General features: G+C 60.0%; 20 protein-coding genes. 11 read left to right on the top strand and 9 right to left on the bottom strand.

Annotated elements, in window-relative coordinates; all coding sequences use genetic code 11:
• Nucleotides 1–81 precede the first annotated feature (81 nt).
• Entirely contained in the window at nucleotides 82–333 is a 252-nt protein-coding gene (oprI, locus tag ACX0MV_RS08655; RefSeq protein ID WP_458982344.1) for an outer membrane lipoprotei OprI, read from the bottom strand.
• A 288-nt stretch (nucleotides 334–621) separates the two neighbouring features.
• Between oprI and ACX0MV_RS08650 the strand changes: the two genes are divergently transcribed.
• From ACX0MV_RS08650 to ACX0MV_RS08640, 3 genes are all read left to right on the top strand, one after another.
• Complete coding sequence (locus ACX0MV_RS08650) at nucleotides 622–1,998, top strand: GntP family permease (protein ID WP_458982091.1); 1,377 nt, start codon at nucleotides 622–624, stop codon at nucleotides 1,996–1,998.
• Nucleotides 1,999–2,081: 83 nt separating this feature from the next.
• Entirely contained in the window at nucleotides 2,082–3,356 is a 1,275-nt protein-coding gene (locus ACX0MV_RS08645; protein WP_458982090.1) for a hypothetical protein, read from the top strand.
• 19 nt (nucleotides 3,357–3,375) lie between these two features.
• Entirely contained in the window at nucleotides 3,376–3,657 is a 282-nt protein-coding gene (locus ACX0MV_RS08640; RefSeq protein ID WP_458982089.1) for a GNAT family N-acetyltransferase, read from the top strand.
• Between the two features lie 95 nt (nucleotides 3,658–3,752).
• Here ACX0MV_RS08640 and ACX0MV_RS08635 read toward each other — a convergent pair whose 3' ends face one another.
• Nucleotides 3,753–4,829 (bottom strand): 3-deoxy-7-phosphoheptulonate synthase, encoded by a 1,077-nt coding sequence (locus ACX0MV_RS08635; protein ID WP_458982088.1) that lies wholly within the window; start codon nucleotides 4,827–4,829, stop codon nucleotides 3,753–3,755.
• A gap of 374 nt (nucleotides 4,830–5,203) precedes the next feature.
• Here ACX0MV_RS08635 and ACX0MV_RS08630 point away from each other — a divergent pair, with 374 nt between their 5' ends.
• The 3 genes from ACX0MV_RS08630 to cysB all read left to right on the top strand — a co-directional run bounded on the left by ACX0MV_RS08630 (nucleotide 5,204) and on the right by cysB (nucleotide 7,864).
• Nucleotides 5,204–6,157 carry a putative 2-dehydropantoate 2-reductase gene (locus ACX0MV_RS08630; protein ID WP_458982087.1) on the top strand — a complete coding sequence of 318 codons (954 nt, stop codon included), beginning with the start codon at nucleotides 5,204–5,206 and terminating at the stop codon, nucleotides 6,155–6,157.
• Nucleotides 6,158–6,271: 114 nt separating this feature from the next.
• The gene (locus ACX0MV_RS08625; RefSeq protein ID WP_458982086.1) at nucleotides 6,272–6,772 is read left to right on the top strand and encodes a universal stress protein; all 501 of its coding nucleotides are present in this window, start codon (nucleotides 6,272–6,274) and stop codon (nucleotides 6,770–6,772) included.
• A 117-nt stretch (nucleotides 6,773–6,889) separates the two neighbouring features.
• Entirely contained in the window at nucleotides 6,890–7,864 is a 975-nt protein-coding gene (gene cysB / locus ACX0MV_RS08620; protein ID WP_458982085.1) for an HTH-type transcriptional regulator CysB, read from the top strand.
• Nucleotides 7,865–7,982: 118 nt separating this feature from the next.
• On the opposite strand, the gene ACX0MV_RS08615 is transcribed toward cysB, so the two are convergent.
• Complete coding sequence (locus ACX0MV_RS08615; RefSeq protein WP_458982084.1) at nucleotides 7,983–8,723, bottom strand: phosphoadenylyl-sulfate reductase; 741 nt, start codon at nucleotides 8,721–8,723, stop codon at nucleotides 7,983–7,985.
• Nucleotides 8,724–8,911: 188 nt separating this feature from the next.
• On the opposite strand from ACX0MV_RS08615, the gene thrH reads away from it, so the two are divergent.
• A complete protein-coding gene (thrH, locus tag ACX0MV_RS08610; protein WP_458982083.1) occupies nucleotides 8,912–9,529 on the top strand; it encodes a bifunctional phosphoserine phosphatase/homoserine phosphotransferase ThrH in 618 nt (205 codons plus the stop codon).
• 47 nt (nucleotides 9,530–9,576) lie between these two features.
• On the opposite strand, the gene pabB is transcribed toward thrH, so the two are convergent.
• From pabB to ACX0MV_RS08580, 6 genes are all read right to left on the bottom strand, one after another.
• A complete protein-coding gene (pabB, locus tag ACX0MV_RS08605; protein ID WP_458982082.1) occupies nucleotides 9,577–10,926 on the bottom strand; it encodes an aminodeoxychorismate synthase component I in 1,350 nt (449 codons plus the stop codon).
• Between the two features lie 147 nt (nucleotides 10,927–11,073).
• Nucleotides 11,074–12,060, bottom strand: a complete 987-nt coding sequence (locus ACX0MV_RS08600) for an alpha-L-glutamate ligase-like protein (RefSeq protein ID WP_458982081.1) — start codon at nucleotides 12,058–12,060, stop codon at nucleotides 11,074–11,076.
• Nucleotides 12,061–12,064: 4 nt separating this feature from the next.
• On the bottom strand, nucleotides 12,065–13,591 hold the full coding sequence (gene rloB, locus ACX0MV_RS08595) for an osmotic stress tolerance membrane protein RloB (protein ID WP_458982080.1): 1,527 nt from the start codon (nucleotides 13,589–13,591) through the stop codon (nucleotides 12,065–12,067).
• Between the two features lie 5 nt (nucleotides 13,592–13,596).
• Nucleotides 13,597–14,133 carry a retropepsin-like aspartic peptidase RloA gene (gene rloA, locus ACX0MV_RS08590; protein WP_458982079.1) on the bottom strand — a complete coding sequence of 179 codons (537 nt, stop codon included), beginning with the start codon at nucleotides 14,131–14,133 and terminating at the stop codon, nucleotides 13,597–13,599.
• A 258-nt stretch (nucleotides 14,134–14,391) separates the two neighbouring features.
• On the bottom strand, nucleotides 14,392–15,567 hold the full coding sequence (locus ACX0MV_RS08585) for a fatty acid desaturase family protein (RefSeq protein ID WP_458982078.1): 1,176 nt from the start codon (nucleotides 15,565–15,567) through the stop codon (nucleotides 14,392–14,394).
• 14 nt (nucleotides 15,568–15,581) lie between these two features.
• Nucleotides 15,582–17,051: an amidase gene (locus tag ACX0MV_RS08580; RefSeq protein ID WP_458982077.1), complete on the bottom strand. Its 1,470-nt coding sequence runs from the start codon at nucleotides 17,049–17,051 to the stop codon at nucleotides 15,582–15,584.
• A 407-nt stretch (nucleotides 17,052–17,458) separates the two neighbouring features.
• Here ACX0MV_RS08580 and ACX0MV_RS08575 point away from each other — a divergent pair, with 407 nt between their 5' ends.
• The 4 genes from ACX0MV_RS08575 (at nucleotide 17,459) to ACX0MV_RS08560 (ending at nucleotide 23,468) form a co-directional block, all read left to right on the top strand.
• Nucleotides 17,459–19,312, top strand: a complete 1,854-nt coding sequence (locus tag ACX0MV_RS08575; protein ID WP_458982076.1) for a fatty acyl-AMP ligase — start codon at nucleotides 17,459–17,461, stop codon at nucleotides 19,310–19,312.
• A complete protein-coding gene (locus ACX0MV_RS08570) occupies nucleotides 19,309–20,172 on the top strand; it encodes a LuxR C-terminal-related transcriptional regulator (RefSeq protein ID WP_458982075.1) in 864 nt (287 codons plus the stop codon). Before ACX0MV_RS08575 ends, ACX0MV_RS08570 begins: the two co-directional genes overlap by 4 nt.
• A 417-nt stretch (nucleotides 20,173–20,589) precedes the next feature.
• On the top strand, nucleotides 20,590–20,841 hold the full coding sequence (locus tag ACX0MV_RS08565) for an acyl carrier protein (protein WP_458982074.1): 252 nt from the start codon (nucleotides 20,590–20,592) through the stop codon (nucleotides 20,839–20,841).
• Nucleotides 20,842–20,846: 5 nt separating this feature from the next.
• Nucleotides 20,847–23,468 carry an aminotransferase class III-fold pyridoxal phosphate-dependent enzyme gene (locus ACX0MV_RS08560; RefSeq protein ID WP_458982073.1) on the top strand — a complete coding sequence of 874 codons (2,622 nt, stop codon included), beginning with the start codon at nucleotides 20,847–20,849 and terminating at the stop codon, nucleotides 23,466–23,468.
• Nucleotides 23,469–23,486: the final 18 nt, after the last annotated feature.

Below are 23,486 nucleotides of genomic sequence, written 5' to 3'. Positions count from 1 at the left end.
TTTTTGCCTGCACCTTGTATCTCGCAGGCAAAAAAAAGCCGATCCAGCAACTGGATCGGCTTAGCTAGCCTTAAAGGGCTATTACTTGCGGCTGGCTTTTTCCAGCATACGCAGAGCGCGCTCGTTGGCTTCGTCAGCAGTTTGCTGAGCCTTCTGAGCAGCGGCCAGAGCTTCGTCAGCCTTGCGGTAGGCTTCGTCTGCACGAGCTTGAGCGCGAGCAGCTGCGTCTTCGGTAGCAGTCAGGCGAGCTTCGGTTTCTTTGGACATGCTGCTGCAACCGGTAGCCAGAACTGCAGCCAATGCCAGAGCAGAAAGTTTCAGAGCGTTGTTCATCGTGTTCCCCTTGAGGTGGAGTTTTTCCATAAGAGCAATTTCCTAGCAGTAGGAAAATGGCCGGCGTACATACTACTGATTACCGGTAGTAAGTAAACTGAGCCTGAGCCAGTACAGCCTGTTTTTTTACTATTGTCGAAACGGACTACGAAAAGCTGTGATTTTTGTATAGAAAATATACAGTTGGCCCGCGTTAGCTATTTAAAGCGCGGACTATTCGAAAGTGCAGTTGACGTTATCAGGCTCACGATCCTGGGTGTTTAACAGAACAATAAAGCGGGGCGTACGATGCTGGGGAATATCGGGTTGTTGGTTGGCTTGGGCTTGTTAATCTTCATGGCCCTGCGTGGGGTCAACATCTTTATCGCGGCGTTGGTATGTGCGCTGATTGTGGCCTTGACCAACAACTTGCCCGCACCTCAGGCATTACTTGAGTACTTCCCGTTTGGTCCATTGGGCGCATTTACCTTTGCAGGCAAGTTCTTTGTGCTGTTTCTCTGCGGTGCCATCTTCGGCAAGGTGATGGCGGTGAGTCAGGCGGCCAACAGCATCGCGCAGGCGATCATCGGAACGCTCGGCACTCAGCGTACGTTGTGGGTAACGATGCTGGTGTGTGCGCTGCTTACCTACGGCGGCGTCGTGGTGTTTGTCGTGATTTTCACCATGTACCCGCTGGGCATCAGCCTGATGCGCGAAGCCAACTTACCCAAGCGGTTGTTTTGCGCGGCTACTGCCCTGGGTGCTGGCACCTTTACCATGACAGCGCTGCCAGGAACACCCTCCATCCATAACGTGATCGCCGCAAGCGCGCTGGGTACCGATCTGTTTGCCGGTGCCTGGATTGGTGTGCTGGCAAGCATCGTTATGGTCGGGCTGGGGATGGCGTATGTGCAGCGCGAGTGGCGCTTGGCCCGTGATCGTGGCGAGGGCTTCGAAGCCAACGCGCAGGATTTGCGGATGGAGCAGCTCGCTGGTGCGCCGGGTTCTGGCCCGCCCTGGGGATTGGCGGTACTGCCTATCTTGGTGGTGCTGGGCGTGATCATGTTGCCGCGTCTGTTGCTGCTGCTTGGCTGGGTTGTTGTGGGCGAGGGTGCAGTTGGACAACTGGTCGCGTTCAGCCAGCAGCAGCCGATCATCTGGCCCAGTCTGGCGTTGATACTCGCGACCACCGTTGCCATCGCACTGTTTCCTTGCCTGCGCAGCAATACTGTCGGCGTGCTGGGGCAGGGCGCAGATGACGCGATCATGCCTTTGTTGAATACCGCAGCGGTCATCGGCTTTGGTGGGGTGGTAACCCAGACACTCGGCTTCAGTCAGTTTTCGCAATGGATCCTGACGGTTGATCTGCCGCCGTTGCTGTCGATTTTCGTGTCGGTCAGCGTGGTCTCGGGAATTGTCGGCTCATCCTCCGGCGGGTTGCAGATATTCATGCAGACCCTGGCGCCCAAGTACCTGGAAATGGGTGTGGCGCCCGAAGTGCTGCACCGTATCGCCAATATCGCCGCTGGCGGGCTGGATTCGTTGCCGCATTGCGGCGCGGTGATCGCCATGCTGATGATCATGGGCCTCAGCCATAAGCAGGCCTACAAGGATATCTTCGTCGTGACCGTGCTGATTCCGGTGGTTGCCGTGCTCTGCTGCATTGCTGTCCTGAGTCTGCTCTAAGCCCTTGATTCGCATGCTTGCGAGCGCCCTGATAAGCTGCGCGACATTCATAAAAACAACTGTGCCAACTCAAGGATGTGCGCATGTCCAAATTGATCAAGTGGGGTTTGCTGTCCGTTCTGGCAATTGCGGTATTGATCAAGTTATCGCTCTGGTTGTCGGTGCGCTCGATCATGACGGACGCCACCGAGCAACTGTCGCCGTTCATGACCATCACTTACGGTGGCATCACGTCTTCTTTCGATGGCCGTGTGGGGCTGGAAAAAATCAAGGTCGTGGTCCCAGCCATGAACGACAGCATGCGCATCGAACATGCGGAATTGAAGTTCAACGGCCTGGGCGAGTTGCTGCGCTTCAAGGAGCGCCTGGCCGAGGGCAAGTTCCCCGAGCAGATGGCCGTCAGCCTAAAGGGGCTCGCGCTCGATGTTCACGGGCCATTCATGCAGCAGCTCTATGACACGCCGGCTGAACGCAGTGTCTTCACGGCCATGAGCGAGGTTGCCTGCGGCAGCGTGCGCACCATCGGCACGGTGGAACTGCTGGATATGGGCTATCGCACCTTCGAGACCGATGGGGAGTTTTCCTATCACTTCCAGCCGGGGGCGCAGAAACTCAGCTTCAACCTGACCTCCGACACGCGCGACATGGGCGAGCTGCGTGTCGCGCTGTCGTTGGCCAATATGTCGGAGAAGCCGGGCGACCTGCGCGCCAATCCGCCCCGCATTCAGCGGGTTGCAATCGAGATCAACGACAACCAGTACCAGCGCAAGGTGCAGGAATACTGCTCCGGTAAACAGGGCATCAGCCACGAAGCCTATCTGGAAGCGGCCGTGCGGCAGTTCGACAAGGTTTTGCGCAGCCAGCGGGTGGCGTTGGACCAGCCGGTGCTTGATGGGTACGGTCGGTACCTGAAAGACCCGCAGTCGCTGCGCATCGAGCTCGATCCGACTGAGGGGATGACCTGGGACGGATTGCAGTTTTTCGAGGCGAAAGGGGTGATGGCGATGCTGCGTCCTGCGGTGCTGGTGAATCAGCAGGCAGTGCAGCCCTTGGGATTCAGCTGGGTTGATCCGAACAAGCGGTCCGAGGCGGCATTAGCCCAGGAAGAAGCCGGCGCTACGCTTGAAAAGGTGGCGGCAACCACGGTCAGCGGACAAGAGGAGTTTGTCAGCGTGGCAGGCTTGGCTGATCATATCGGCAAGCGTTTGCGTTTCGTCACCTTTGACGGCATGTACTATCAGGGTGTTCTGACCCGGGTACAGGGCGACAAGGCCTATTTGAGCATCCAGGGTGGCAATGGCACGGCAGAGATGTCGTTGCGCCTGGAGAAGATCGATCAAGTGAAAGTACAGTTTTGATGTACTTAGAGGAGCTGCAATGAGCGAGGCGTTGTCCATTCACCATGATCTGGCAGGTCATCAGTTCGAGACCACCATCGATGGTGACCGCGCGTACCTGGCCTATATGGACCTGGGTAAGCAGACCTTGGACATCTACCGTACCTTCGTGCCCAACTCGTTGCGTGGTCGCGGCATTGCGGCGGCCCTGACCGAGCATGCCCTGGAATACGCCGAACGCCTGGGCTATACGGTCATCCCATCCTGCTCCTACGTGGAGCGTTACATGGAGCGCCGGCAACGCCCTGAGCACCCGGACTGAGCCAGGCAACTGACATGAAAACGCCGGGCAATGCCCGGCGTTTTCATTTGCCTATCGGCCCCAGCGCTTGCGCAACAGGCCTGAACGGTGACGGGTCAGCTGCGCTGACGCTTGGGTAGCACATCCTTGAGTTTGGCATGCATGCCGCGCAGGGTTTTCTCAGTGCTTTCCCAGTCGATGCAGGCGTCGGTAATCGATACGCCGTACTTGAGCTGCGCGAGGTCCTTCGGAATCGATTGACTGCCCCAGCCGAGGTGGCTTTCGACCATCAGGCCGACAATCGACTGGTTGCCTTCCAGTATCTGATTGGCGACATTCTCCATCACCAGCGGTTGCAGAGCCGGGTCCTTGTTGGAGTTGGCGTGGCTGCAGTCGACCATGATATTTGGGCGAATGCCGGCCTTGTTCAGTTCCTGCTCGCACACCGCAACGCTGACCGAGTCATAGTTCGGTTTTCCGTTGCCGCCACGCAGCACCACGTGTCCGTAGGCATTGCCCTTGGTGGTAACGATGGATACTCCGCCTTCCTGGTTGATCCCGAGAAAACGGTGCGGGCTGGAAACTGACTGCAACGCGTTGATCGCGACCGTCAAGCCGCCATCCGTGCCGTTTTTGAAGCCAACCGCGGACGACAGGCCCGAGGCCATCTCGCGGTGAGTCTGCGATTCGGTGGTACGGGCGCCGATCGCCGACCAGCTGATCAGGTCCTGCAGGTACTGCGGGGAAATCGGGTCGAGGGCTTCGGTGGCGGTCGGCAGGCCCATTTCGGCCAGATCGCGCAGCAGTTGACGACCGATATGCAGGCCGTCCTGAATCTTGAAGGAGTCATCCAGGTAAGGGTCATTGATCAGCCCCTTCCAGCCGACGGTGGTGCGAGGCTTCTCGAAGTACACCCGCATGACCAGGTACAGGCTGTCCGAGACCTCCGCCGCCAGCGCCTTAAGACGTTTGGCATATTCGTGGGCGGCCTTGATGTCATGGATCGAGCAAGGGCCGACTACGACAAACAGGCGATGGTCCTTGCCATCGAGAATGTCGCGTACTACCTGACGTCCACTGGCAACGGTGCGCAATGCGGCCTCGCTCAGCGGAATTTCACGCTTGAGCTGGGCCGGGGTAATCAGGGTTTCGTTGGAGGCAACGTTGAGGTCATCAATCGGTAAATCAGCCATCGTGCTCGTCATCAGGTCAGTTCGTCAGGTCACGGTGCCGGCCGCCAGCGCTCCCCGCGTGGCGGAGCACAGCATATGGGCACAGCGGGGATGCCGAACCTTATCGCGTTAGGGGTTGGCTAGACAATGGGCGCACGCGCTTATCGTGGATTGTGAGCAGCCTTGGGCAGAAACGATGTGCCGTGCCTTAGCCTGTGCCTGCGGTATCGCGCCAGGCGAAAAATCTCCCGGCGCTAACAGGTGGCGTGGCTGGCCGCAGTTGGTCGAATTGACACCGCTGGCAACCTGATGATTTGCTCGAACCACCGTGCAAGCGCACAAGCGTATCAACTGATCGGCCAAGGCAGGTCTGCCTGGCGCATAAGGAGTATTTGATGTCAGTGTCACAACGACCCCGAATTGGTGTCATCGGTACGGGCGCCATTGGCGGTTTTTATGGCGGAATGCTGGCGCATGCCGGCTACGACGTGCATTTCCTGCTGCGCAGCGAATATCCGGCTGTAGCCGCGCACGGCCTGACCCTGAACAGCGCCAGCCACGGCACCGTGCGCCTGGATAGCGTGCAGGCCTATCACACGGCGGCGGATATGCCGCCCTGCGATTGGTTGCTGGTGGGGGCGAAAACTACCAGCAATGCCGACCTTGTCCCTGCGATCATTGAAGCCGCGGCGCCTGGCGCCAAGGTGCTCCTGTTGCAGAACGGGCTGGCTGTAGAGGACGAACTACGCCCGCTGCTGCCGGATTCCTTGCACCTGCTGGGCGGGCTCTGCTTCATCTGCGTTCACCGTGCGGCGGCTGGCGTCATCGAGCATCAGGCCCTGGGCGCGATAAACCTGGGCTACCACTCCGGGCCTGCGAGCGACCAGGCCGTGCAGCAGCAGATCTTGCAGGAGGGTGCGCAGCTGTTCGCGGCGACAGGATTGGATTCCGTCGCCATGGCTGACCTGCAGCAGGCACGCTGGCAGAAGCTGGTGTGGAATGTGCCTTACAACGGTTTGTCGGTGCTGCTAAATGCCGGCACCCAGGCGTTGATGGCCAGCGCCGACAGCCGTGCCCTGATCGAGGCGATCATGCAGGAGGTCGTCGAGGGCGCCGCAGCGTGTGGGAATCAATTGCCGCACGGCTACCCGGCGAAGCTGCTCGCCGCAACCGAGCGCATGCCGGATTATCTGCCGAGCATGTACCACGACTTCATTCAGCAACGGCCCTTGGAGCTGCATGCCATTTACGCGACGCCTCTGGCCGCTGCGGCGCAGGCAGGGCAGCGCATGCCGCGGATCGAGGCGTTGTATCAGGCGTTGTGCTTCCTTGAGCGCCGCCCTCGCTAGTCATGAGCGGCGACCACCGGCACCTGACTTGCGGGTTCGCCGCCGGTTCGGTTGACTTTCAACAGGCGCTGCTAAGCTCAAGTGAGGCCGCCGCCAGGCAGTCGAGGAGGCCCCATGATTCGCTCGATTCTTTACGCCACTGATCTTGGCCTTTACGCGCCCTATGTGCTGCAGCATGCGCTGTCCTTGTCGCGGGCGTTCAACGCTGGCCTGTATGTGGTGCACGCGGTAGAGCCGATGGGTCTGTTCGCCGAGTCAGTGTTGCAGACCTACCTCGATGAAGAACGCCTGAAAGAACTGCGCAGTCACGGATTGAATACGGTCATGGCAAGCATCGAGCAGCGCGTTCTCGAGGGCTTCAATGATGAGCTTGGCGAAGCGCGCAACGAACTCGACCTGATTCGGGCGGTGAAAGTGGTGCAAGGCGACCCACCCATAGCGATTCTTGAGGAGGCGCAGAAACTTGGGGTTGATCTGCTAGTCGTAGGTAGTCACAGCCATGGCACCGATCTGGAAATCCCACTCGGGAGAACGGCGGGGCGCCTGGTGCAGCTGTCGGTGGTGCCGGTGTACCTGGTTCCCATGCTGCAACATCGCAGTCGCGGCGAGCTTTAACTCGATAAATTCACGCGAATAAAAATAAATCGTCTAGATTTAGCTGCTGAACCATGAATATGGTTATATGACGCAGTCGCCGATTGAGCGGTTGCCTATCTGGTTTGAGGGATTTTTATGAAGCTTCAGCAACTGCGCTACATATGGGAAGTCGCGCACCACGACCTCAATGTCTCCGCCACGGCTCAAAGCCTCTACACCTCACAGCCAGGCATCAGCAAACAGATTCGCTTACTGGAAGACGAACTCGGTGTCGAGGTGTTCGCCCGCAGCGGCAAGCACTTGACCCGTGTGACCCCGGCGGGGGAACGAATCATCACCACCGCCGGCGAAATTCTGCGCAAGGTCGAGAGCATCAAGCAGATTGCCCAGGAGTTCTCCAACGAGAAGAAAGGCACGCTGTCCATCGCCACCACCCATACCCAGGCGCGCTACGCCTTGCCGCCGGTGATCAGCGCGTTTATCAAGCAGTACCCGGATGTATCCCTGCACATGCACCAGGGCACGCCGATGCAGATCGCCGAGATGGCCGCCGATGGCACCGTGGATTTCGCGATTGCGACCGAAGGTCTGGAGCTGTTCAACGACCTGGTGATGATGCCGTGTTACCGCTGGAACCGCTGCGTGGTGGTGCCTCAGGGACATCCGCTGAGCAAACTGTCGAAGTTGACCCTGGAAGCGCTGGCCGAGTACTCGATCGTCACCTATGTGTTTGGCTTTACTGGCCGCTCCAAGCTGGACGAGGCCTTCAGTCATCGCGGCCTGACGCCCAAGGTGGTGTTCACGGCAGCCGACGCCGACGTGATCAAAACCTACGTTCGCCTGGGGCTGGGAGTGGGCATCGTGGCCAAGATGGCGGTGGACGCCAAGCTCGATCCTGATCTGGTGGTGCTTGATGCCAGTGATCTGTTCGAGCCGAGCGTGACCAAGATCGGGTTCCGTCGCGGCACTTTTCTACGCGGTTTCATGTGCGACTTCATCGAGAAATTCGCTCCGCACCTGACCCGCGACATGCTCGCCAAGGCCGTGCAGTGCCATAACAAATCCGAACTGGAGGAGTTGTTTCAGGGTATCGAACTGCCGATTCATTGAGATCGCTTTCACGCATAAAAAAAAGCCCGGCTCCTGCCGGGCTTTTTATATGTGGAATGCTGAACGACGCGGCCGGAATCTGGGCTGGTGGGTTTCCGGCACGCTTTGAGCGGCGCGCTCAGATTTTCGCGATCAGATTGCCTGCGTGCAGGCCACATTCCTTCTGCGTCGCTTCTTCCCACCACCAACGGCCTTCGCGTTCATGCTGGTTTGGCAGCACGGGGCGGGTGCAGGGCTCGCAGCCAATGCTGATAAAGCCGCGCTCATGCAACGGGTTGTAGGGCAGCTCGAGCATGCGGATGTAGGCCCACACTTCCTCGCTGCTCATCTGCGCCAATGGATTGAATTTGTACAGAGGCCTGTCCGCGCTGGAGAACCCGCCGTCGATCTCCACCACCGCCACCTGACTCCGAGTGCCGGGGCTCTGATCGCGGCGCTGGCCGGTGGCCCAGGCGCTGACGCTGACGCTACTGAGCTTGCGCCGCAGTGGTGCAGTTTTGCGAATGCCGCAGCACTCGCCATGGCCGTCCCGATAAAAGCTGAACAGCCCTTTTTCCTTGACCATGGCCTCGAGGGCCGCCACATCAGGCGACAGCACCTCGATGGCGATGCCGTAATGTTCGCGAACCTGCTCGATGAATCGGTAGGTTTCCGGGTGCAGACGCCCGGTGTCGAGGCTGAATACCTTGACGTTCTTGTTCAGTTTCCAAGCCATGTCGACCAGTACGACGTCTTCGGCGCCGCTGAATGAGATCCAGAGGTCATCGCCAAAATGCTCGAAGGCAAGCTTGAGAATGTCCTGAGGGGTTTTGTTGGCGTAGGCAACGGCCAGTTCGGCTACATCGAGGGGAAGGCTCATCGGGCTGAATTCCTGGTGGTAGTGGCGCTTTGCGCTCTGTGCCGCGGATGTTAGCAAATCCAGCTTATGCGGCTAAATAACGATGTAGCGGGGTAAGCCTTGGTTTTGCATATAAGCGCCGCGTTGCGCCATCGGGGGCTAGCCGCTAGAGTGCCGCCTTCTTTCAAGCCCAATTCTAGGAGTGTCCTGTGGAAATCGCGTGTCTCGACCTGGAAGGCGTTTTGGTCCCGGAGATCTGGATCGCCTTCGCGGAAAAAACCGGCATCGAGTCGCTGAGAGCGACCACCCGGGATATCCCAGACTACGATGTGCTGATGCAGCAGCGCCTGCGCATCCTCGACGAGCATGGGCTGAAGTTGGCCGATATCCAGGCGGTGATTGCCACGCTCAAGCCCCTGGAGGGCGCGGTGGAGTTTGTCGACTGGTTACGCGAGCGCTTTCAGGTGGTTATTCTTTCCGACACCTTTTATGAATTTTCCCAGCCGTTGATGCGCCAGCTGGGTTTTCCGACGCTGCTGTGTCATAAGCTGATCACCGATGAAACTGATCGGGTAGTGAGCTATCAGCTGCGCCAGAAAGACCCCAAGCGGCAATCGGTGGTGGCGCTGAAAAGCCTGTATTACCGGGTCATCGCTGCTGGCGATTCGTACAACGACACCACCATGCTCAGCGAGGCCCATGCCGGCATTCTGTTCCATGCGCCGGAGAACGTGATTCGCGAGTTTCCGCAATTCCCGGCGGTACATGCGTTCGAAGACCTCAAGCGCGAATTCATCAAGGCGTCCAACCGCAACCTGAGCCTGTAAGACACGTTGCATGATCGAGCGCCCGCCTCAGTGCGGGCCTTCTGCATTCAGGGCGCGAATTGCTCCAGGGTTTCCAGCAAGACCTTCACTTTGGTGATGGATTCCTGATACTCCGCCTGCCAGTCCGAATCCGCGACTATCCCGCCGCCGCCCCAGCAGCTCAGTTGGCCGTCTTTGGCCAGCAGGCTGCGGATGGCAATCGAACTGTCCATTTCTCCGCGTACATCAAGGTAGAGCAGCGACCCGCAATACAGCGCGCGGCGCGTGGGTTCGAGCTCATCGATGATCTGCATGGCGCGGATCTTCGGCGCGCCGGTGATCGACCCACCTGGAAAGCTGCCGGCAATCAGGTCGAGTGCGTCTTTGCCAGGTGTCAGCTCGCCGGTCACGGCGCTGACCAGATGATGGACGTTCGGGTAGCTCTCCAGCGCGAAAAGTTGAGGAACGCGCACGGATCCGACGGTGCAGCTGCGCCCCAGGTCATTGCGCAGTAGGTCGACGATCATCAGGTTTTCGGCGCGATCCTTTGGGCTGGCGAGCAGGGCAGCGGCTTGGGCGGCATCCTGCTGCGGGTCCGGGTCGCGCGCTCGAGTGCCTTTGATCGGGCGGGTTTCGACGTGACCGTGGCTGACTTGCAGAAAGCGTTCAGGCGACAGGCTGATAAGGGCGCCGTTGTCCGGCAGCGCCTGATAACCGGCAAAGGGGGTCGGGCAGGCCGCGCGCAGGGCTTGATACGCCGTCCAGGGCTCGCCCTGGTAAGTCGTGCGAAAGCGCTGGGCGAAATTCACCTGGTAACAGTCGCCGGCCTGGATATAGGCCTGGATGCGTTCGAAGGCGTTGCGGTAATCCCCAGCACTCAGATCTGCGCTGAAGCGCCGGTGCAACGCGAAGGGGGCCGACACTGCAGGCTGAACGCGTTCGAACAGCCGAACCAGCCGCACTTGCTCGTCAGCGGGCAGTGTGGGGTGAAACAGCAGTTGGCTGGTGCCAAGCTGGTGATCGCTGATCAGCGCCCAGCTGTACAAGCCGAAATGCGCGTCGGCTAAACCCAGGTCGTCGATGGCATGTTGCGGCAAGCTTTCCAGACGGCGACCAAAGTCATAGCCGAGGTAGCCGATCAATCCCCCCATGAATGGCAGCTCGACCCCAGCGGGTGGCCCCGCCGGGCCCAGGTCGGCGAGCCCATCACGCAAGCGTTGCAGGAAGTGACTGGCTGACTCGTCGTGGTGCGGAGTTAGCTCAAGGATCGGCCAGGCGCTGATCAGGTCATAGCGCCCACGCTGAGCTGTCGGGCGCCCCGCATCCAGCAGCACTGCGCCAGGCGCACGGCTAATGGCACTGAAATAGAATCCAGGGTCGGCTTGATAAGGCAGTGGGTGCAGGGAGCAGGTGGACATTCGAGGGGCTTCGGAGCAGCGGGGCGTCGATTGTAGAACGCTGCTGCTATTCGTCCTAGGGGTTCGCAAGGCGCGTGCGGCGACAGACCGGCGGGGCATATAAAAAACACCCGGAAATCCGGGTGTTGGTATACAGGTGAGCGCGCCCTAGATTTCCATCACTGGCACGTGGCCAAACAATTCCTGGGAAAAGCGTACGCGCTCCTCGGCGGTCTCCTTGACGCCGCGTTTGGCGAATTCGCTCAGGCGTGCCTCCACTGCGTGGGCACGGTGGGTCAGGCCGCAGTCGTTGGCGATCTGGATGTTCAAGCCCGGGCGCGCGTTGAGCTCGAGAATCAGCGGGCCCTTGTCCTGATCGAGAACCATGTCCACGCCGATATAACCCAACCCGCAGAGCTCGTAGCAGCCAGCCGCCAGCTTCATGAAGCCGTCCCAGTTCGGCAACTGCACGCCATCCACCGCGTTGGTGGTGTCGGGGTGCTTGGTGATCTTGTTGTTGAGCCAGGTTCCGCGCAGCGTTACGCCGGTCGCCAGGTCCACACCCACGCCAATGGCGCCCTGGTGGAGGTTAGCCTTGCCGCCGGATTGCCGCGTCGGCAGGCGCAGCATGGCCATCACCGGGTAGCCCATCAGCACGATGATGCGGATATCCGGAACGCCTTCGTAGCTGATGCTTTTGAAGATCTGATCCGGGGTAACCCGATACTCGATCAGCGCGCGATCACGGTGGCCGCCGAGTGAGTACAAACCGGTCAGAATGCTGGAAATCTGATGTTCGATTTCCTCATGGCTGATGATTTTGCCGGAGACCGTCTTGTACTTGTCCTCGAAGCGATCGGCGATCACCAGAATGCCGTCGCCGCCAGCACCCTGCGCTGGCTTGACCACGAAGTCCGGTCGGTCGCCGATGATCTCACGCAGCTTGTCGATGCCTTTCTCGGTGTCGATCACACCGTACATTTCCGGCACGTCGATACCGGCCTCGATGGCGCGCTCTTTGGTAATGATCTTGTCATCGACGATCGGGTACAGGTGCCGTTTGTTGTACTTCAGCACGTAGTCCGCGTTACGCCGATTGATGCCCATGATGCCTTTGGCTTCAAGGGCTTTCCACGTCTTGATCAGACCGAACATGGCATTAGTCCTTGAGGAAGGCTTTGAAGCGGAACAGCTCGGTCAGGCGGTAGCCGCGGTAGCGACCCATCGCCAGCATGAAGCCCACCAGAATCATCAGCACGGCCGGGAAGGTGAACACGAAGTAGGTCAGCTCAGGCACGCTCATCAGCAGGTGAGCCAACGTAGCGGCGACCAGCGTACCGACCGCGACCTTGAAGGCATGGCCACCGCCACGTTCTTCCCAGGTGATCGACAGGCGTTCGATGGTCATGGTCAGAATCACCATCGGGAACAGCGCAACCGAGAGGCCTCGCTCAAGCCCGAGTTTATGGCTGAACAGGCTGATGACCGCGATCAGTACGACCACGAACGTCAATACCACTGACAATCGAGGCAGCATCTGCAGTTTCAGATGCTCAAGGTAGGAGCGCAGCGACAAGCCCGCTGCCGTGATCACGGTAAACAGAATGATCCCGAAGCCCAGCTGAGTTTCGCGGAACGCCAGGGCAATCAGTACCGGAGTGAAGGTACCCAGCGTCTGCAAACCACCCAGGTTGCGCAGAATCAGAATCACCAGCACGCCGATCGGGATCATCACCATGATCATGAACGTCTGCTGGGTCTGCAGCGGCAGGCCATACAGCGAGTATTCGAGGAAATCGGCGTCGGTGTTTTCGTCGGTCAGCTTGGCCAGGCGAATGGCGTTCATTTCGCTGTTGTTCAGGCTGAAGCTCACCTGAGCCTGTTTGCCGCCTTCGAGGTTGATCAGGTTCTCATCGCCGATCCACCAGACCAGACGGTCTGCAGGCAGGCCTTGCTCGCCGGTTTCGGGGTTGAAGTACAGCCATTTCTCGCCATTGAAGCTGCGCAGCCAGAGTTCCGGGCTCTGCTGGATGTCAGCGGCCAGGCGGATGGTGTGCAGGCGTTCCATCGGCACATGGGCGATGGATAGCAGCAGCTCAATCGCCTTGGCCTTGTTGGCCGTCGAGGCATCGCCGCTGAGCAGCAGTTTGACGTTGTCGTCGTTGACGTTGTTAACCCGCTTGATGGTTTCGCTGATAAAGGTTTCGACGTCGGCCGAATGTTGGCGAATCGGTGCAAGAAGGGCTTCGGCGGCGATTTTCTCTGCGCCCTCGACTGGAATGCTGTCACGGAAGATCGGCCCCTGGGCCTTTGCCTGCTCGCCGCTGTAGCGCTTGGTCAGCACCAGGCGGTAATAGAGCGTTTCCTTGCCGCTGGCACGACGTGCGGACCAGGTAACGCGGCGGTTGCCGTCGGCCCGGTTGATGCTCACCCCATAGTTGTTCGAGATAAAGCTCTCGTTCAGGCTGACGTAGTCCTGGGCGAGCGGCGGCACGAACATCTGCAGCTTGACCGGCTCACGAGAGCTGGCCTGGAACTCGACCTTGGCATCGATATTCCACAGATCATCGGTCTCATCGCCGGTCAGCGGAATGCCAAGAATGAAGATTTGGTAAGCCGTAATCAGAATGCCCAGGCTCACCAGTAGTGTGATCAGGATTTTCAGATGTAGGTTCAGAGAGCGCATGGGTATTACTCGCCAGGGTTTGCGTCAGGGGCACAGCCAGGTTTCCCTGCTGCATATTTAAGACTCGGATCGACCAGTGCATCGAAGCGTTTGAGCGCTTCTGAGCCGATCAGCAATGGAAACTGAAAGGCACTGCGGTCGGTCAGGTTGACTTCGATGGTGCGCAGGGCTTGTCCCATACAGATGTCCATCTCGATGACAGGACGTGCAGTGTAGGTTTTTTCTTCTTCGGGATCGTAATCGCCGGCACGCCGCTTGATTTTGCTGATCCGCGCAAGCGGTCGTTCAATCGGATTGGCATGGGCATCGTCGACCGCCAGATAGAAACGGACCCATGAATCGCCGTTTCGTTTAAATCGTTCGATATTGCGCGCACTCAGTGATGCAGTTTTGGCGCCGGTGTCCAGCTTTGCAGCCAGCTCCATATCAGGCTCGTGAATTCGTACGTATTCGTTGAGCCCATAGACGCTCTTAGATGCAGCATGGCCGAGACCAGGTGCAAGTAGCAGGCATAACAACAGGGCGAAGGGCTTTCGAGTCATAAGTCCTGTGGCATGAGTACGGCAAAAATGAACCAGAGACCGGCAGATGCGAGTTATCGCCCGCACTGGCGTGAAGTTTAGCCATGCCTAGCGTAAATGCGCGGCGGCCATGAGCGGGCGGCATTCTAACATGGGGTTTTTCTGCTGGGACAGGCACTTAACGCGCCTGGCGGCGATGCGCGATCAACGCCTGAGGATGGATGAAGATCATGAAGGAATGACGGTGACAGCATTGATCCTGGCCTGTCACCGCACGCTTTAGCGGGTTGCTTGCTGATGAAATTCTCGAAAGGACACCAAGCGTCTCTGCTCGGGGTCCCACAGCTTGAGTTTCAGGCAGCGATAAATGTCGCGCGGATGCAGCGAGGTGACTGTCGGGGTGCGCAGCGCCGGAATGGCTTCCATGGCTTCGGGGAGGCGGTAGAAGGGGATACCGGAGTTCGCATGGTGCACATGGTGATAACCGATATTCGCGGTGAACCAAGCCATGATCGACCCGGTGCGCATGTAGCTCGACGAGAACACCGCCGTTTCCATGTAATCCCATTCATCACGACTTGGATAGCGCACGCCTGGGAAGTTGTGCTGGCAATAGAACATGTAGGTGCCGAGCGCCGAGCCGACCAGGCTCGGTATCAGCAGCGAGAACAGCAGGACGTCAGGCGCGTAGTTCATCAGCGCAACCACCGACGCCAGGTTTATCGCCAGTGCCAGGAGCGCCCACAGGCGGTGTTTCGGTTGGGTGATCAGCGAAACCAGGCAGATGCTGAAGACGAATATCGTCTGCGAGCCCAGAAGAATCATCAGCGGATTGCGCGCGATGCGGTAGCGCAGGCGCTTCCATCGGCTCGCTCGGGCATATTCGTGGGTCGAGATCAGGGGAAAGGTGCCGAGGTCGGTGTGGGTCGACAGCAGCGGCAATCGGCCCTTTTCCGCGCCGACATACTGGCAGCTATGGCCGTGGTGGTAGTCGTGCGACTGTTTCCAGAGCGTGGGTGGTGCCAGCAGCAACAGCCCGAAAGTCTTGAAGAACAGATCCGCAAATCGTGACCCGCGCAGAATCGCGCCATGCATGTAGTCGTGATAGAGCACGAACATTCGCACCAGGGCAAAGCCCAGCAAAACGCTGAATACCAGCCGTACCGGCCACCACCAGGGCGTTGCCGCGGCCACTGCGAACGCACCCACCACGGCAAGGGTGGACCAGAAATGCCACCAGCTGAGACGGCGATTCTCGACGGTGAACGGCAGTGTCTGGCGGATAAGGTCCTTGCCGAAGCGCGTCAGCTCTTCGCGGTTCATTGCGTCGGTGAACCAGGGGTGCACCGCGTCATGCTGAGTTGGCGCACCGGTGACTTGCGCGAGCGTTGGCGTGCGAGGCACCGCCTCACCGCCGCGTTGTTCATCGGTGCGAATTGTCGCTTCAACGCTCATGGGGTTCCCCTTGGTCAGCCGGCAACGGGCTCGTTTTGCGTCGCCTGGAGAAACAGCTCAGGCCGTCGATCCTTCCAGGGCTTCGCCTGCTCCAACTGGCCAGCCAGCCGGAACAGCAGCGCTTCCTCGCCAAAGCCTGCGCTGAGCATCACACCTATTGGCAATCCCTCGGCGTTCCAATGCAGCGGCAGGGAGACTGCCGGCTGCCCGGATGCGTTATGGATCGCGGTGAAAGGGCTGTAGTCGACGATGGGGGCGTAAGCCTTTTCCAGGTCTTCTTGCTGGACATCGACCACCCCGTTGCGCAGCGGCGGGGTGGCTAGGGTAGGTGTCAGCCAGCAGTCGTAGGTCTGATGGAAACGCGCCATCTCGCGGCCGACCTGCTGCAATACCAGCTCGGACAACTGAAACTCGACCGCGCTCACGGTCAGGCCGCGCTGGTGCACCGCACGGGTGAGGCCTTCCAGCTCTCCCGCCTGCGGAGGGCGACCCAGTTGCATGCTCATCAACTCCACGGCAAAGGCGATGCCCGAGAACCACATGGTGGTAAACGCACCGACGAAACTTTCATGCTCAATCTGCGGCTGCGCTTCTTCAACGCTATGGCCGAGGGACTCAAGCAGCTTCGCGGTTTGTTCGACCGCTGCAATACAGTCGGGATGCAGAGGCCGGCCCGCCGGATCTACCCTGGAGAATGCGATGCGCAGGCGCCCCGGCTGGCGCGTCACTTCATTGAGAAACAGGCCGCTCATCGGCGGGGCACGATAGGGGTCACCCGGCACGGCACCATGGGTGGCGTCGAGCAGCGCGGCGCTGTCACGCACGGTGCGCGTCAGTACATGCTCGTCGAGCAGGCCGCCCAGCAGTTCGCCGAAGTCCGGTGCCAGCGAGTTGCGTGCGCGGGTCGGCTTCAAACCGACCAGGCCGCAGCATGACGCGGGAATCCGGATCGAGCCGCCGCCGTCGTTGCCATGGGCGGCAGGCACCATCCCAGTGGCCACCGCAGCGGCGGCTCCGCCACTCGAACCGCCGGTCGAATAGTCGAGGTTCCACGGGTTGCGCGCCGGCCCGTAATAGGCGGACTCGGACGTCGGCAGAATGCCGAATTCAGGTGTATTCGATTTGCCGACGAAATTCAGGCCAGCCTTGCGCAGGCGGCTGACCAGCTCGCAGTCCAGCGTCATCATCCGCTCGCGAAGCATGCGCGACGACAGCGTCGATGGCATGCCCTGGCAGTCGCCGAGGATGTCCTTGAGCAGGAACGGCACGCCGTGCAGCGGTCCGGAAGGTTGCGCGCTGTCCTGCTGCGCAGCCAGTGCTCTGGCCATGTCATAGGCCTTGTAGACAACCGCATTCACCGCCGGGTTGAACGCTTCGATGCGCCGTATCGCTTCCTCCGCCAGCTCCGATGGCAACACATCCCCTTTTCTGACCAACTCGGCGAGGCCGACGGCGTCAAACTCTGGATACTCGGTAAAAGACATGCCATCTCCGATTCATCTGCTAGATGTGGACACCGTCGCATAACCGACCGGTAGCAGGTGTCGACAGGGGTAACCAGCGGTCATTGTCTGCACAGATGTTTTAACGCTGTGCTAAGCATCGGGCGTGGATCGAGAGGTTCGATTCATGGGGCCGCGAGTCGGCAATTGGGCCAGTTGCTACGCGGGTGCTGAAGGCCGTCTAGCGCGCACCAGACACCTGGAGCGCCATCGGATAGCCATCAAAGACCGCGTTTGAATATGCGCCACAGGAGGATTTTGTAGGTATACGCTGTTTGGAGTATTCACTTGGAACAGGACGCTCCCGGAGGATGGACTGCCTGGCGCAGTAAGGATACGACGCTGTTCCAGGCGGGCCCAAAGTAAGGCTATCTTGGACAATAAAAAAAATGACGACTACGAGAGAGCATGACCGAAACGTTCCCTATGAGAACTTTTCGGAGTGTCTGCGCCGCCACGCACAGGCCATACCAGAGCAGCTCGCCTACCGCTTTTTGCAGGATGGGCGTGACAGCGAAATAACCGTGACGTTTGCCGAGCTCGATGTTGCGGTACGTGCCGCGGCGGCCACCCTGCAGCTGCATTGCGCACCGGGCGACCGGGTGCTGATTCTGTTGAAGCCGGGCCTGGATTACATCACCGGCTTTCTCGGCTGTTTGTATGCAGGGCTCATCGCGGTTCCCGCCTATCCGCCGGGAGCGACCAAAACCCTGGATCGCCTCGATGGCATTCTCGGCGACTGTGAGCCCACCGCCGCGCTGACCACTCGGGAGGACATGGTCGCCATCCGCGAGCGGTTGGCCGAGTCGACCCCCATGGCGAAAGTGCTCGATATCTCCGAGCTCGATCCTGCCGCCGCCGCTGACTGGCGCCCCGTCCCTGGTAATCGCAACGACATCGCATTCCTGCAATACACCTCGGGTTCCACCGGCAACCCCAAGGGCGTGGTCGTGACCCACGGAAACCTTATCCATAATTCGCAAAGCATCAGCGAGACCTTTGCCACCCACCAGGACAGCCACATCGTCAGCTGGCTTCCTCCGTATCACGACATGGGGCTTATCGGCGGCATCCTGCAATCGGTATTCGTCGGTTTTCCAACCACGTTGCTCGCGCCTATCCATTTTCTGCAGCGACCGCTGCGCTGGCTGCAAGCCATCAGCAAGTACCGCGCGACCATCAGCGGCGGCCCCAACTTCGCTTACGAACTCTGCGTGCGCAAGGTCAAGCCGGAAGAGCTGACGGGGCTCGATCTCAGCAGTTGGCAGGTGGCGTTCAACGGCGCCGAACATGTCCGCGCCCAGACCATCGAATCGTTCCACGACAAGTTCTCGGTCTGTGGCTTCAAGGCCAACGCGGCATTTCCCTGTTACGGGCTGGCCGAAGGCACCTTGCTGGTCACCGGCAATGGCGCCAGTCGCGAGCCGGTCGTGCGTCACTTCCATGCAGCCTTGCTCGAAGACAATCGTGCAGTGCCGCTGCAGCGCGATGCAGATGACTGCGCCGAAGCCCGCGCCCGGACCCTGGTCAGCAGTGGTCGTGGTATCGCCGGCCAGGAGCCGTTTATCTGTGACCCGCATACCGAACAGCGTCTGGCGGAGGGGCAGGTGGGCGAAATCTGCATCGTCGGCGACAGCGTTGCCAACGGCTATTGGCAGCGCCCTGAGAGCACGCTTGCGGCATTCCGCGAAGCACGTCCGGAGCAGACCTCATGGGCGAGTTTCTTCCGCACTGGCGACCTTGGCTTCCTGCTCGAGGGTGAGCTTTATGTCACCGGCAGGTTGAAGGACCTGATCATCATGAATGGTGTGAATCACCATCCAGGCGATATCGAAAGCACGGTGTTGCGGGCAGATGAGAATTTCCGCCCGGATGGTTCCGCCGCGTTCAGCGTTGAGCTGGAAGACAGCGAGCAGGTGGTGATCATGCAGGAGGTCGAACGGCGTGCCCTGCGAACGCTCGATGTGCCGCGGGTGCTGGCCGAGATCAAATCGCGGGTCTGGCAGCAGCACCGAATAGCGCAGCCGATCATCCTATTGGTCCTGGGCGGTACGCTGGCGCGCACCTCCAGCGGCAAGGTCAAGCGCCAGGAGTGTCGGCGCGTCTATGAGGGCTATCTGCGTAACCTGCAGGCAGAGCTGCAATCGAGCGATTCACAGCTGGGTAAGCGGATCGTCGCGCTGGAACTGCACGGCCAGATTCTCATCGATGGCGCCCTCAGCAATCAGGTCGTCGAAGCATGACTGTTGGATCGGGTGGCGTGTTTACGGCACGCCAGACATCCATGCTGTCGCTCTCGCAACAGGTCATGCGCGACCAGCGCGCCAGTGAATGCCAACTGCTGCCGGTAATGCCTGCTGACAGCCATGAAAGACTGATGCTGGTCAGTGCGCTCAACGCGATCACGTCGGTGAAAACCATCACTGAACTGAAGGACCGTACCCAGCAAGTGCTGCCGTTGCTGTTGCCGTGCGAGAACTTCGTGTTCGCCAGCGGCAGAAGCAAGGCGCACCGGATATTCATATCCCATATGGTCTACGCCGATGCCGTCACGGATGAATGCCTGCGCGACATAATCGGTCGTGACGGCATGATTCCTCCCGTCAGCATCGACCTGATCGAACATACCGGGCGGCCGAAGCTCACCATCCCTGACCGCCTGGAGGAGCCGGTCGATCGAGTGTGGGGCGATATCTTCATGCGTCACGGCATTCACAACGTCGCCTGGATCGTTCTGCCGGGGCTCTATCGCAATACGTTTACGGCGTACTTCTTCATGAATACGCCGACCTCCATTGCCCATGAGTGCAAGCTGAGGATGACCATCCTGGCGCCTTATCTGCACATAGCGCTCAACCGCGCCCTGGGCACCAAGCGATTGCGCCGGCACGACAGTGAAAAACCCGCGACACAGTTCATCTCGATCCTGTCCAGCCGCGAGGCCGAGATCGCGCACTGGGTCGCACGGGGCAAAACCAACTGGGAGATTGGGCAGATTCTTGGCATAAGCGACAAGACGGTTAAAACCCACATGCAGAACATCTTCTCCAAGCTACAGGCATCGAGCCGGGCGCAGATCGCGGCCTTGTTCTCCGAAGAGTAGAAACCCTCCCGCCGCCGGCGCGTTTGCGTCGGCGGTGCCTTTTCCGTTGTCGACCGAAGGCGTGCGCCAGGCGCAGGCCTTCGGTCGCCTGGATTTTGTTTCAGCATGCGAGGTGATCGAGATGGATTCAGTAACCCTGTTCTTCAGCCGATTGGCTGGGCGCCAGGGCAGTGCTGGCACGGGCGTTGGCAGCTGTTTGACGGCGCCACTGATGGCGCAAAGGCCTTACTCCTAACGGAGTATTGTTCGTCAATCGGCATACGCAGAGGATCGGGCTCCCTTGGGCAGCTACGCCCCATGCGGCCAATAACAACAATATAAACATAGGCACTACGGCACCTGACATCCACGCTACGGCAGCGCTTACACGCGCTCCCCAGGATGTGTTGCGGTAATAGGAAAATGTTTGGAGGACATGTGCACATTGACCATATAACCGCCGCGGTTACCGAAACTGTAGCCAGTCTGCTTGAAGTCGAACGGGATGCACTCGACGTCGAGCGCTCCTTCCATGAAATGGGTGTCGACTCCGTCCTTATCGTGGGTCTGTCCGCCGAGTTCGAAGACATGTTCGGCATCGAGCTCGACCCCGAATTCGCCTACCAGCACGACACCGTGAGCAAGATCAGCCGGCATGTACAGGCCGTCATGAACGCGGGGGCGAGGTGAGCACGATGACCGTCTCCCTACTCAACGTCACCCGTCAGGAACTCCTTGATTTCGTCGGTCTCAACGAAACGGTGGCGAGTGCCAGCGGGACGCGGATCGTTACCGAAAGCGGTCACACACTGATCGATTTCGTGGGCCAATTCGGCGCGGTGCCGTTCGGCTACAGACCACAGCCGATCATCGACGCGGCTACCGCGTTTCTCGCCTCGGGGCGACCTACCTTTATCCAGCCCTTGCTCAACCCGCAAGCGGAGCAACTGGCGCAGCGGCTGATCGAAGTCGCGCCTGGCAACATGAGCAAGGTGACGTTCACCACCAGCGGCGCCGAAACGGTAGAAGCGGCGATCAAGCTGACGCGCGCGGCCACCAACCGCGAGCTGATCGTCGGCACCTACACCGGCTTTCACGGCAAGACCCAGGGCGCTGTTGGCGTCACCGGCAAACCGATTTACCGCGAGCCGTTCCATATCAAGCCGGACGGCTACACCCACATTCCCTACGGCGACCTCGCTGCGCTGGAAACGATCCTGCAAACCCGTCGCGTTGCCGCGTTCTTCGTCGAAGCGGTGCAGGGCGAAGCCGGCATGATCACCCCGCCCGAGGGTTATCTGCTCGCAGCGCAGGAACTCTGCCGCAAACACGGCGCCATGTTCGTGCTCGATGAAATCCAGACCGGCCTGGGTCGCACCGGCCACCTGTTCGCGGCCATGGCCCACGGCCTGACGCCGGACGTGCTGCTGCTGGCCAAGGCGCTCGGCGGCGGAATCGTTCCGATTGGCGCCTGCATCTACGCGCAGAATTGCTGGAGTCGGGATTTCGACCGCCATCACAGCTCGACCTTTGCCGTTAACGGCTTTACCGCCGCCGTCGGCCTGGCGGTGATCGACCACCTGACGGCGAACGAATGCGAGGTCGTGCAGCAGGCGGCCGCGCAGGGCGCCTATTTGCGCGCCGGGCTTGAGCGATTGGTAATCCGCTATCCGCAGGTCTTTGAGAGCCTGGATGGGCGCGGCCTGATGCAGGGCCTCAAGTTCCGTCGCTGGTCGGGCGATCGTCTGTACACGATGTCGCTGGCCAGCTCTTTCGGCGCGCTGGTGCCCATCGTCTGCGGTTACCTGAAAAGCCGCCATGGCGTGTACTGCCTGCCGACCCTGAGCGAAGGCAACGTCCTGCGCATTCAGCCGCCGTTCACGATTTCCCGCGATGAGATCGATGTGCTGCTGAATGGACTGAACGCCGCCGCAGAGCTGATTGCCCATGACCAGCAGCATCGCCTGATTCTCGATGCGCATGGTTTCACCGGTCCCCGCGGGCCGCTCGCAAAATGGTCTGCACCGGCAGCGGCGAAGCGCCACGGCGGGGGCGTTCAGTGCCTGGGGCGCTTCGCGTTTCTGTTACATCCCACCACGCCGGAAAGCGTCAACGGCGAAAGCGTGGTCGAGGCACTGGGCATCGTCGGAGAAGAAAAAGCCTTCATGCAGGACTGGCTGGCCGAGTTCTCGGAGTGGGCCAAGCCTGACCTCGATACCGGCATTTCCTACCACGCTCGGCACATCTACAACGACGATGGCAATTACGTGGAGGGCTGGCTGGTTGGCAGTCTGCTGCAGCCGCGCGACCTGATGCGGCTGAGCCTGAGCAAACGGCGCAAGCTGCTCGACAATTACCTCGACACCGTGCGCACCCTGGATGTCGATTTTGTCGGCCTCGGCGCCTACACGTCAGTGATCTCCAGTGCCGGCAAGGACGTGGTCAACGACCAGTTCCATACCACCACCGGCAACAGCCTGACGGCGATGGTCGGCGTCGACGCGCTCGCGACCACATGTGCTGCCCGCGGTGCGCCGCTGGCCAAGCGGCTGACAGGCGTGATTGGCGCCTATGGTTCGGTAGGTCGCCTGGCAAGCCTCAGGCTCGGCAAGTATTCCGAGCACCTGGTGCTGCTTGGCAACTCCGCCAACCTGGGTGCAATGCACGAGCTGCGGCTGGTGGGCGGCGAGCTGTACAGCGCGGCCCTGCAGGCCATTCAAGCGGGGCATTGCAGCGGAATCGCGAAAACCCTCAGCGTCTTGCTGCCCGATGACGGCATGGTCGAGCGCCTGCTGGCGCGTGACCTGAGCGACGATGATCAGCTGCGCGAGCTGTTTGATGCGGTCGATGCGCTGGCCCAGGCCAAAGCGGATTACCTGCCGCCGGTAACTGTCGCCTCGGATCTGGCGCACTGGCTGCCTCGCCTGGAGGTCGTGCTCTCGGCAACCTCCAATGGAGCGGCCTTCATCGACCCGGCCGCACTGCACCACAACGCGATCATCTGCGACTGCGCGCAGCCGCCGGATATCGGTCATGCCTCATTGCCGCAGCGCCCTGATGTCACCGTCATCGAAGGCGGGCTGATCCACATGCCCGAGCGCGGTTATCGCTTCGGCGATCAGAACCTGACCAGCCTGCCTACAGGAGTGATCTTCAGCTGCCTGGCCGAGACCATCGTGCTGACCATGGCAGGAAAAAAACGCGACTACAGCATCGGCAAGCGCCCACCGCTCGAAGATGCGGAAGAGTTGTTCGAACTGGCCCGCCACTTCGGTTTCGCGCCCGCTGTCGAGCAACCGATCGAGAAAGCCGGATAACCGGATAAAAACAAGAAC

Source organism: Pseudomonas cistanchae (assembly GCF_054483635.1).
The sequence above is the reverse complement of the archived record's forward strand: the minus strand, read 5'-3'. Positions and strand labels throughout refer to the sequence as shown.

Coding starts and splice junctions, on each gene's coding strand:
- ACX0MV_RS08650 (WP_458982091.1), top strand. CDS start 622: ATGCTGGGGAATATCGGGTTGTTGGTTGGCTTGGGCTTGTTAATCTTC.
- ACX0MV_RS08645 (WP_458982090.1), top strand. CDS start 2,082: ATGTCCAAATTGATCAAGTGGGGTTTGCTGTCCGTTCTGGCAATTGCG.
- oprI (WP_458982344.1), bottom strand. CDS start 333: ATGAACAACGCTCTGAAACTTTCTGCTCTGGCATTGGCTGCAGTTCTG.
- ACX0MV_RS08585 (WP_458982078.1), bottom strand. CDS start 15,567: ATGAGCGTTGAAGCGACAATTCGCACCGATGAACAACGCGGCGGTGAG.
- ACX0MV_RS08640 (WP_458982089.1), top strand. CDS start 3,376: ATGAGCGAGGCGTTGTCCATTCACCATGATCTGGCAGGTCATCAGTTC.
- ACX0MV_RS08560 (WP_458982073.1), top strand. CDS start 20,847: ATGACCGTCTCCCTACTCAACGTCACCCGTCAGGAACTCCTTGATTTC.
- cysB (WP_458982085.1), top strand. CDS start 6,890: ATGAAGCTTCAGCAACTGCGCTACATATGGGAAGTCGCGCACCACGAC.
- ACX0MV_RS08570 (WP_458982075.1), top strand. CDS start 19,309: ATGACTGTTGGATCGGGTGGCGTGTTTACGGCACGCCAGACATCCATG.
- ACX0MV_RS08630 (WP_458982087.1), top strand. CDS start 5,204: ATGTCAGTGTCACAACGACCCCGAATTGGTGTCATCGGTACGGGCGCC.
- ACX0MV_RS08600 (WP_458982081.1), bottom strand. CDS start 12,060: ATGTTCGGTCTGATCAAGACGTGGAAAGCCCTTGAAGCCAAAGGCATC.
- ACX0MV_RS08615 (WP_458982084.1), bottom strand. CDS start 8,723: ATGAGCCTTCCCCTCGATGTAGCCGAACTGGCCGTTGCCTACGCCAAC.
- rloB (WP_458982080.1), bottom strand. CDS start 13,591: ATGCGCTCTCTGAACCTACATCTGAAAATCCTGATCACACTACTGGTG.
- pabB (WP_458982082.1), bottom strand. CDS start 10,926: ATGTCCACCTGCTCCCTGCACCCACTGCCTTATCAAGCCGACCCTGGA.
- rloA (WP_458982079.1), bottom strand. CDS start 14,133: ATGACTCGAAAGCCCTTCGCCCTGTTGTTATGCCTGCTACTTGCACCT.
- ACX0MV_RS08635 (WP_458982088.1), bottom strand. CDS start 4,829: ATGGCTGATTTACCGATTGATGACCTCAACGTTGCCTCCAACGAAACC.
- ACX0MV_RS08625 (WP_458982086.1), top strand. CDS start 6,272: ATGATTCGCTCGATTCTTTACGCCACTGATCTTGGCCTTTACGCGCCC.
- ACX0MV_RS08580 (WP_458982077.1), bottom strand. CDS start 17,051: ATGTCTTTTACCGAGTATCCAGAGTTTGACGCCGTCGGCCTCGCCGAG.
- ACX0MV_RS08575 (WP_458982076.1), top strand. CDS start 17,459: ATGACGACTACGAGAGAGCATGACCGAAACGTTCCCTATGAGAACTTT.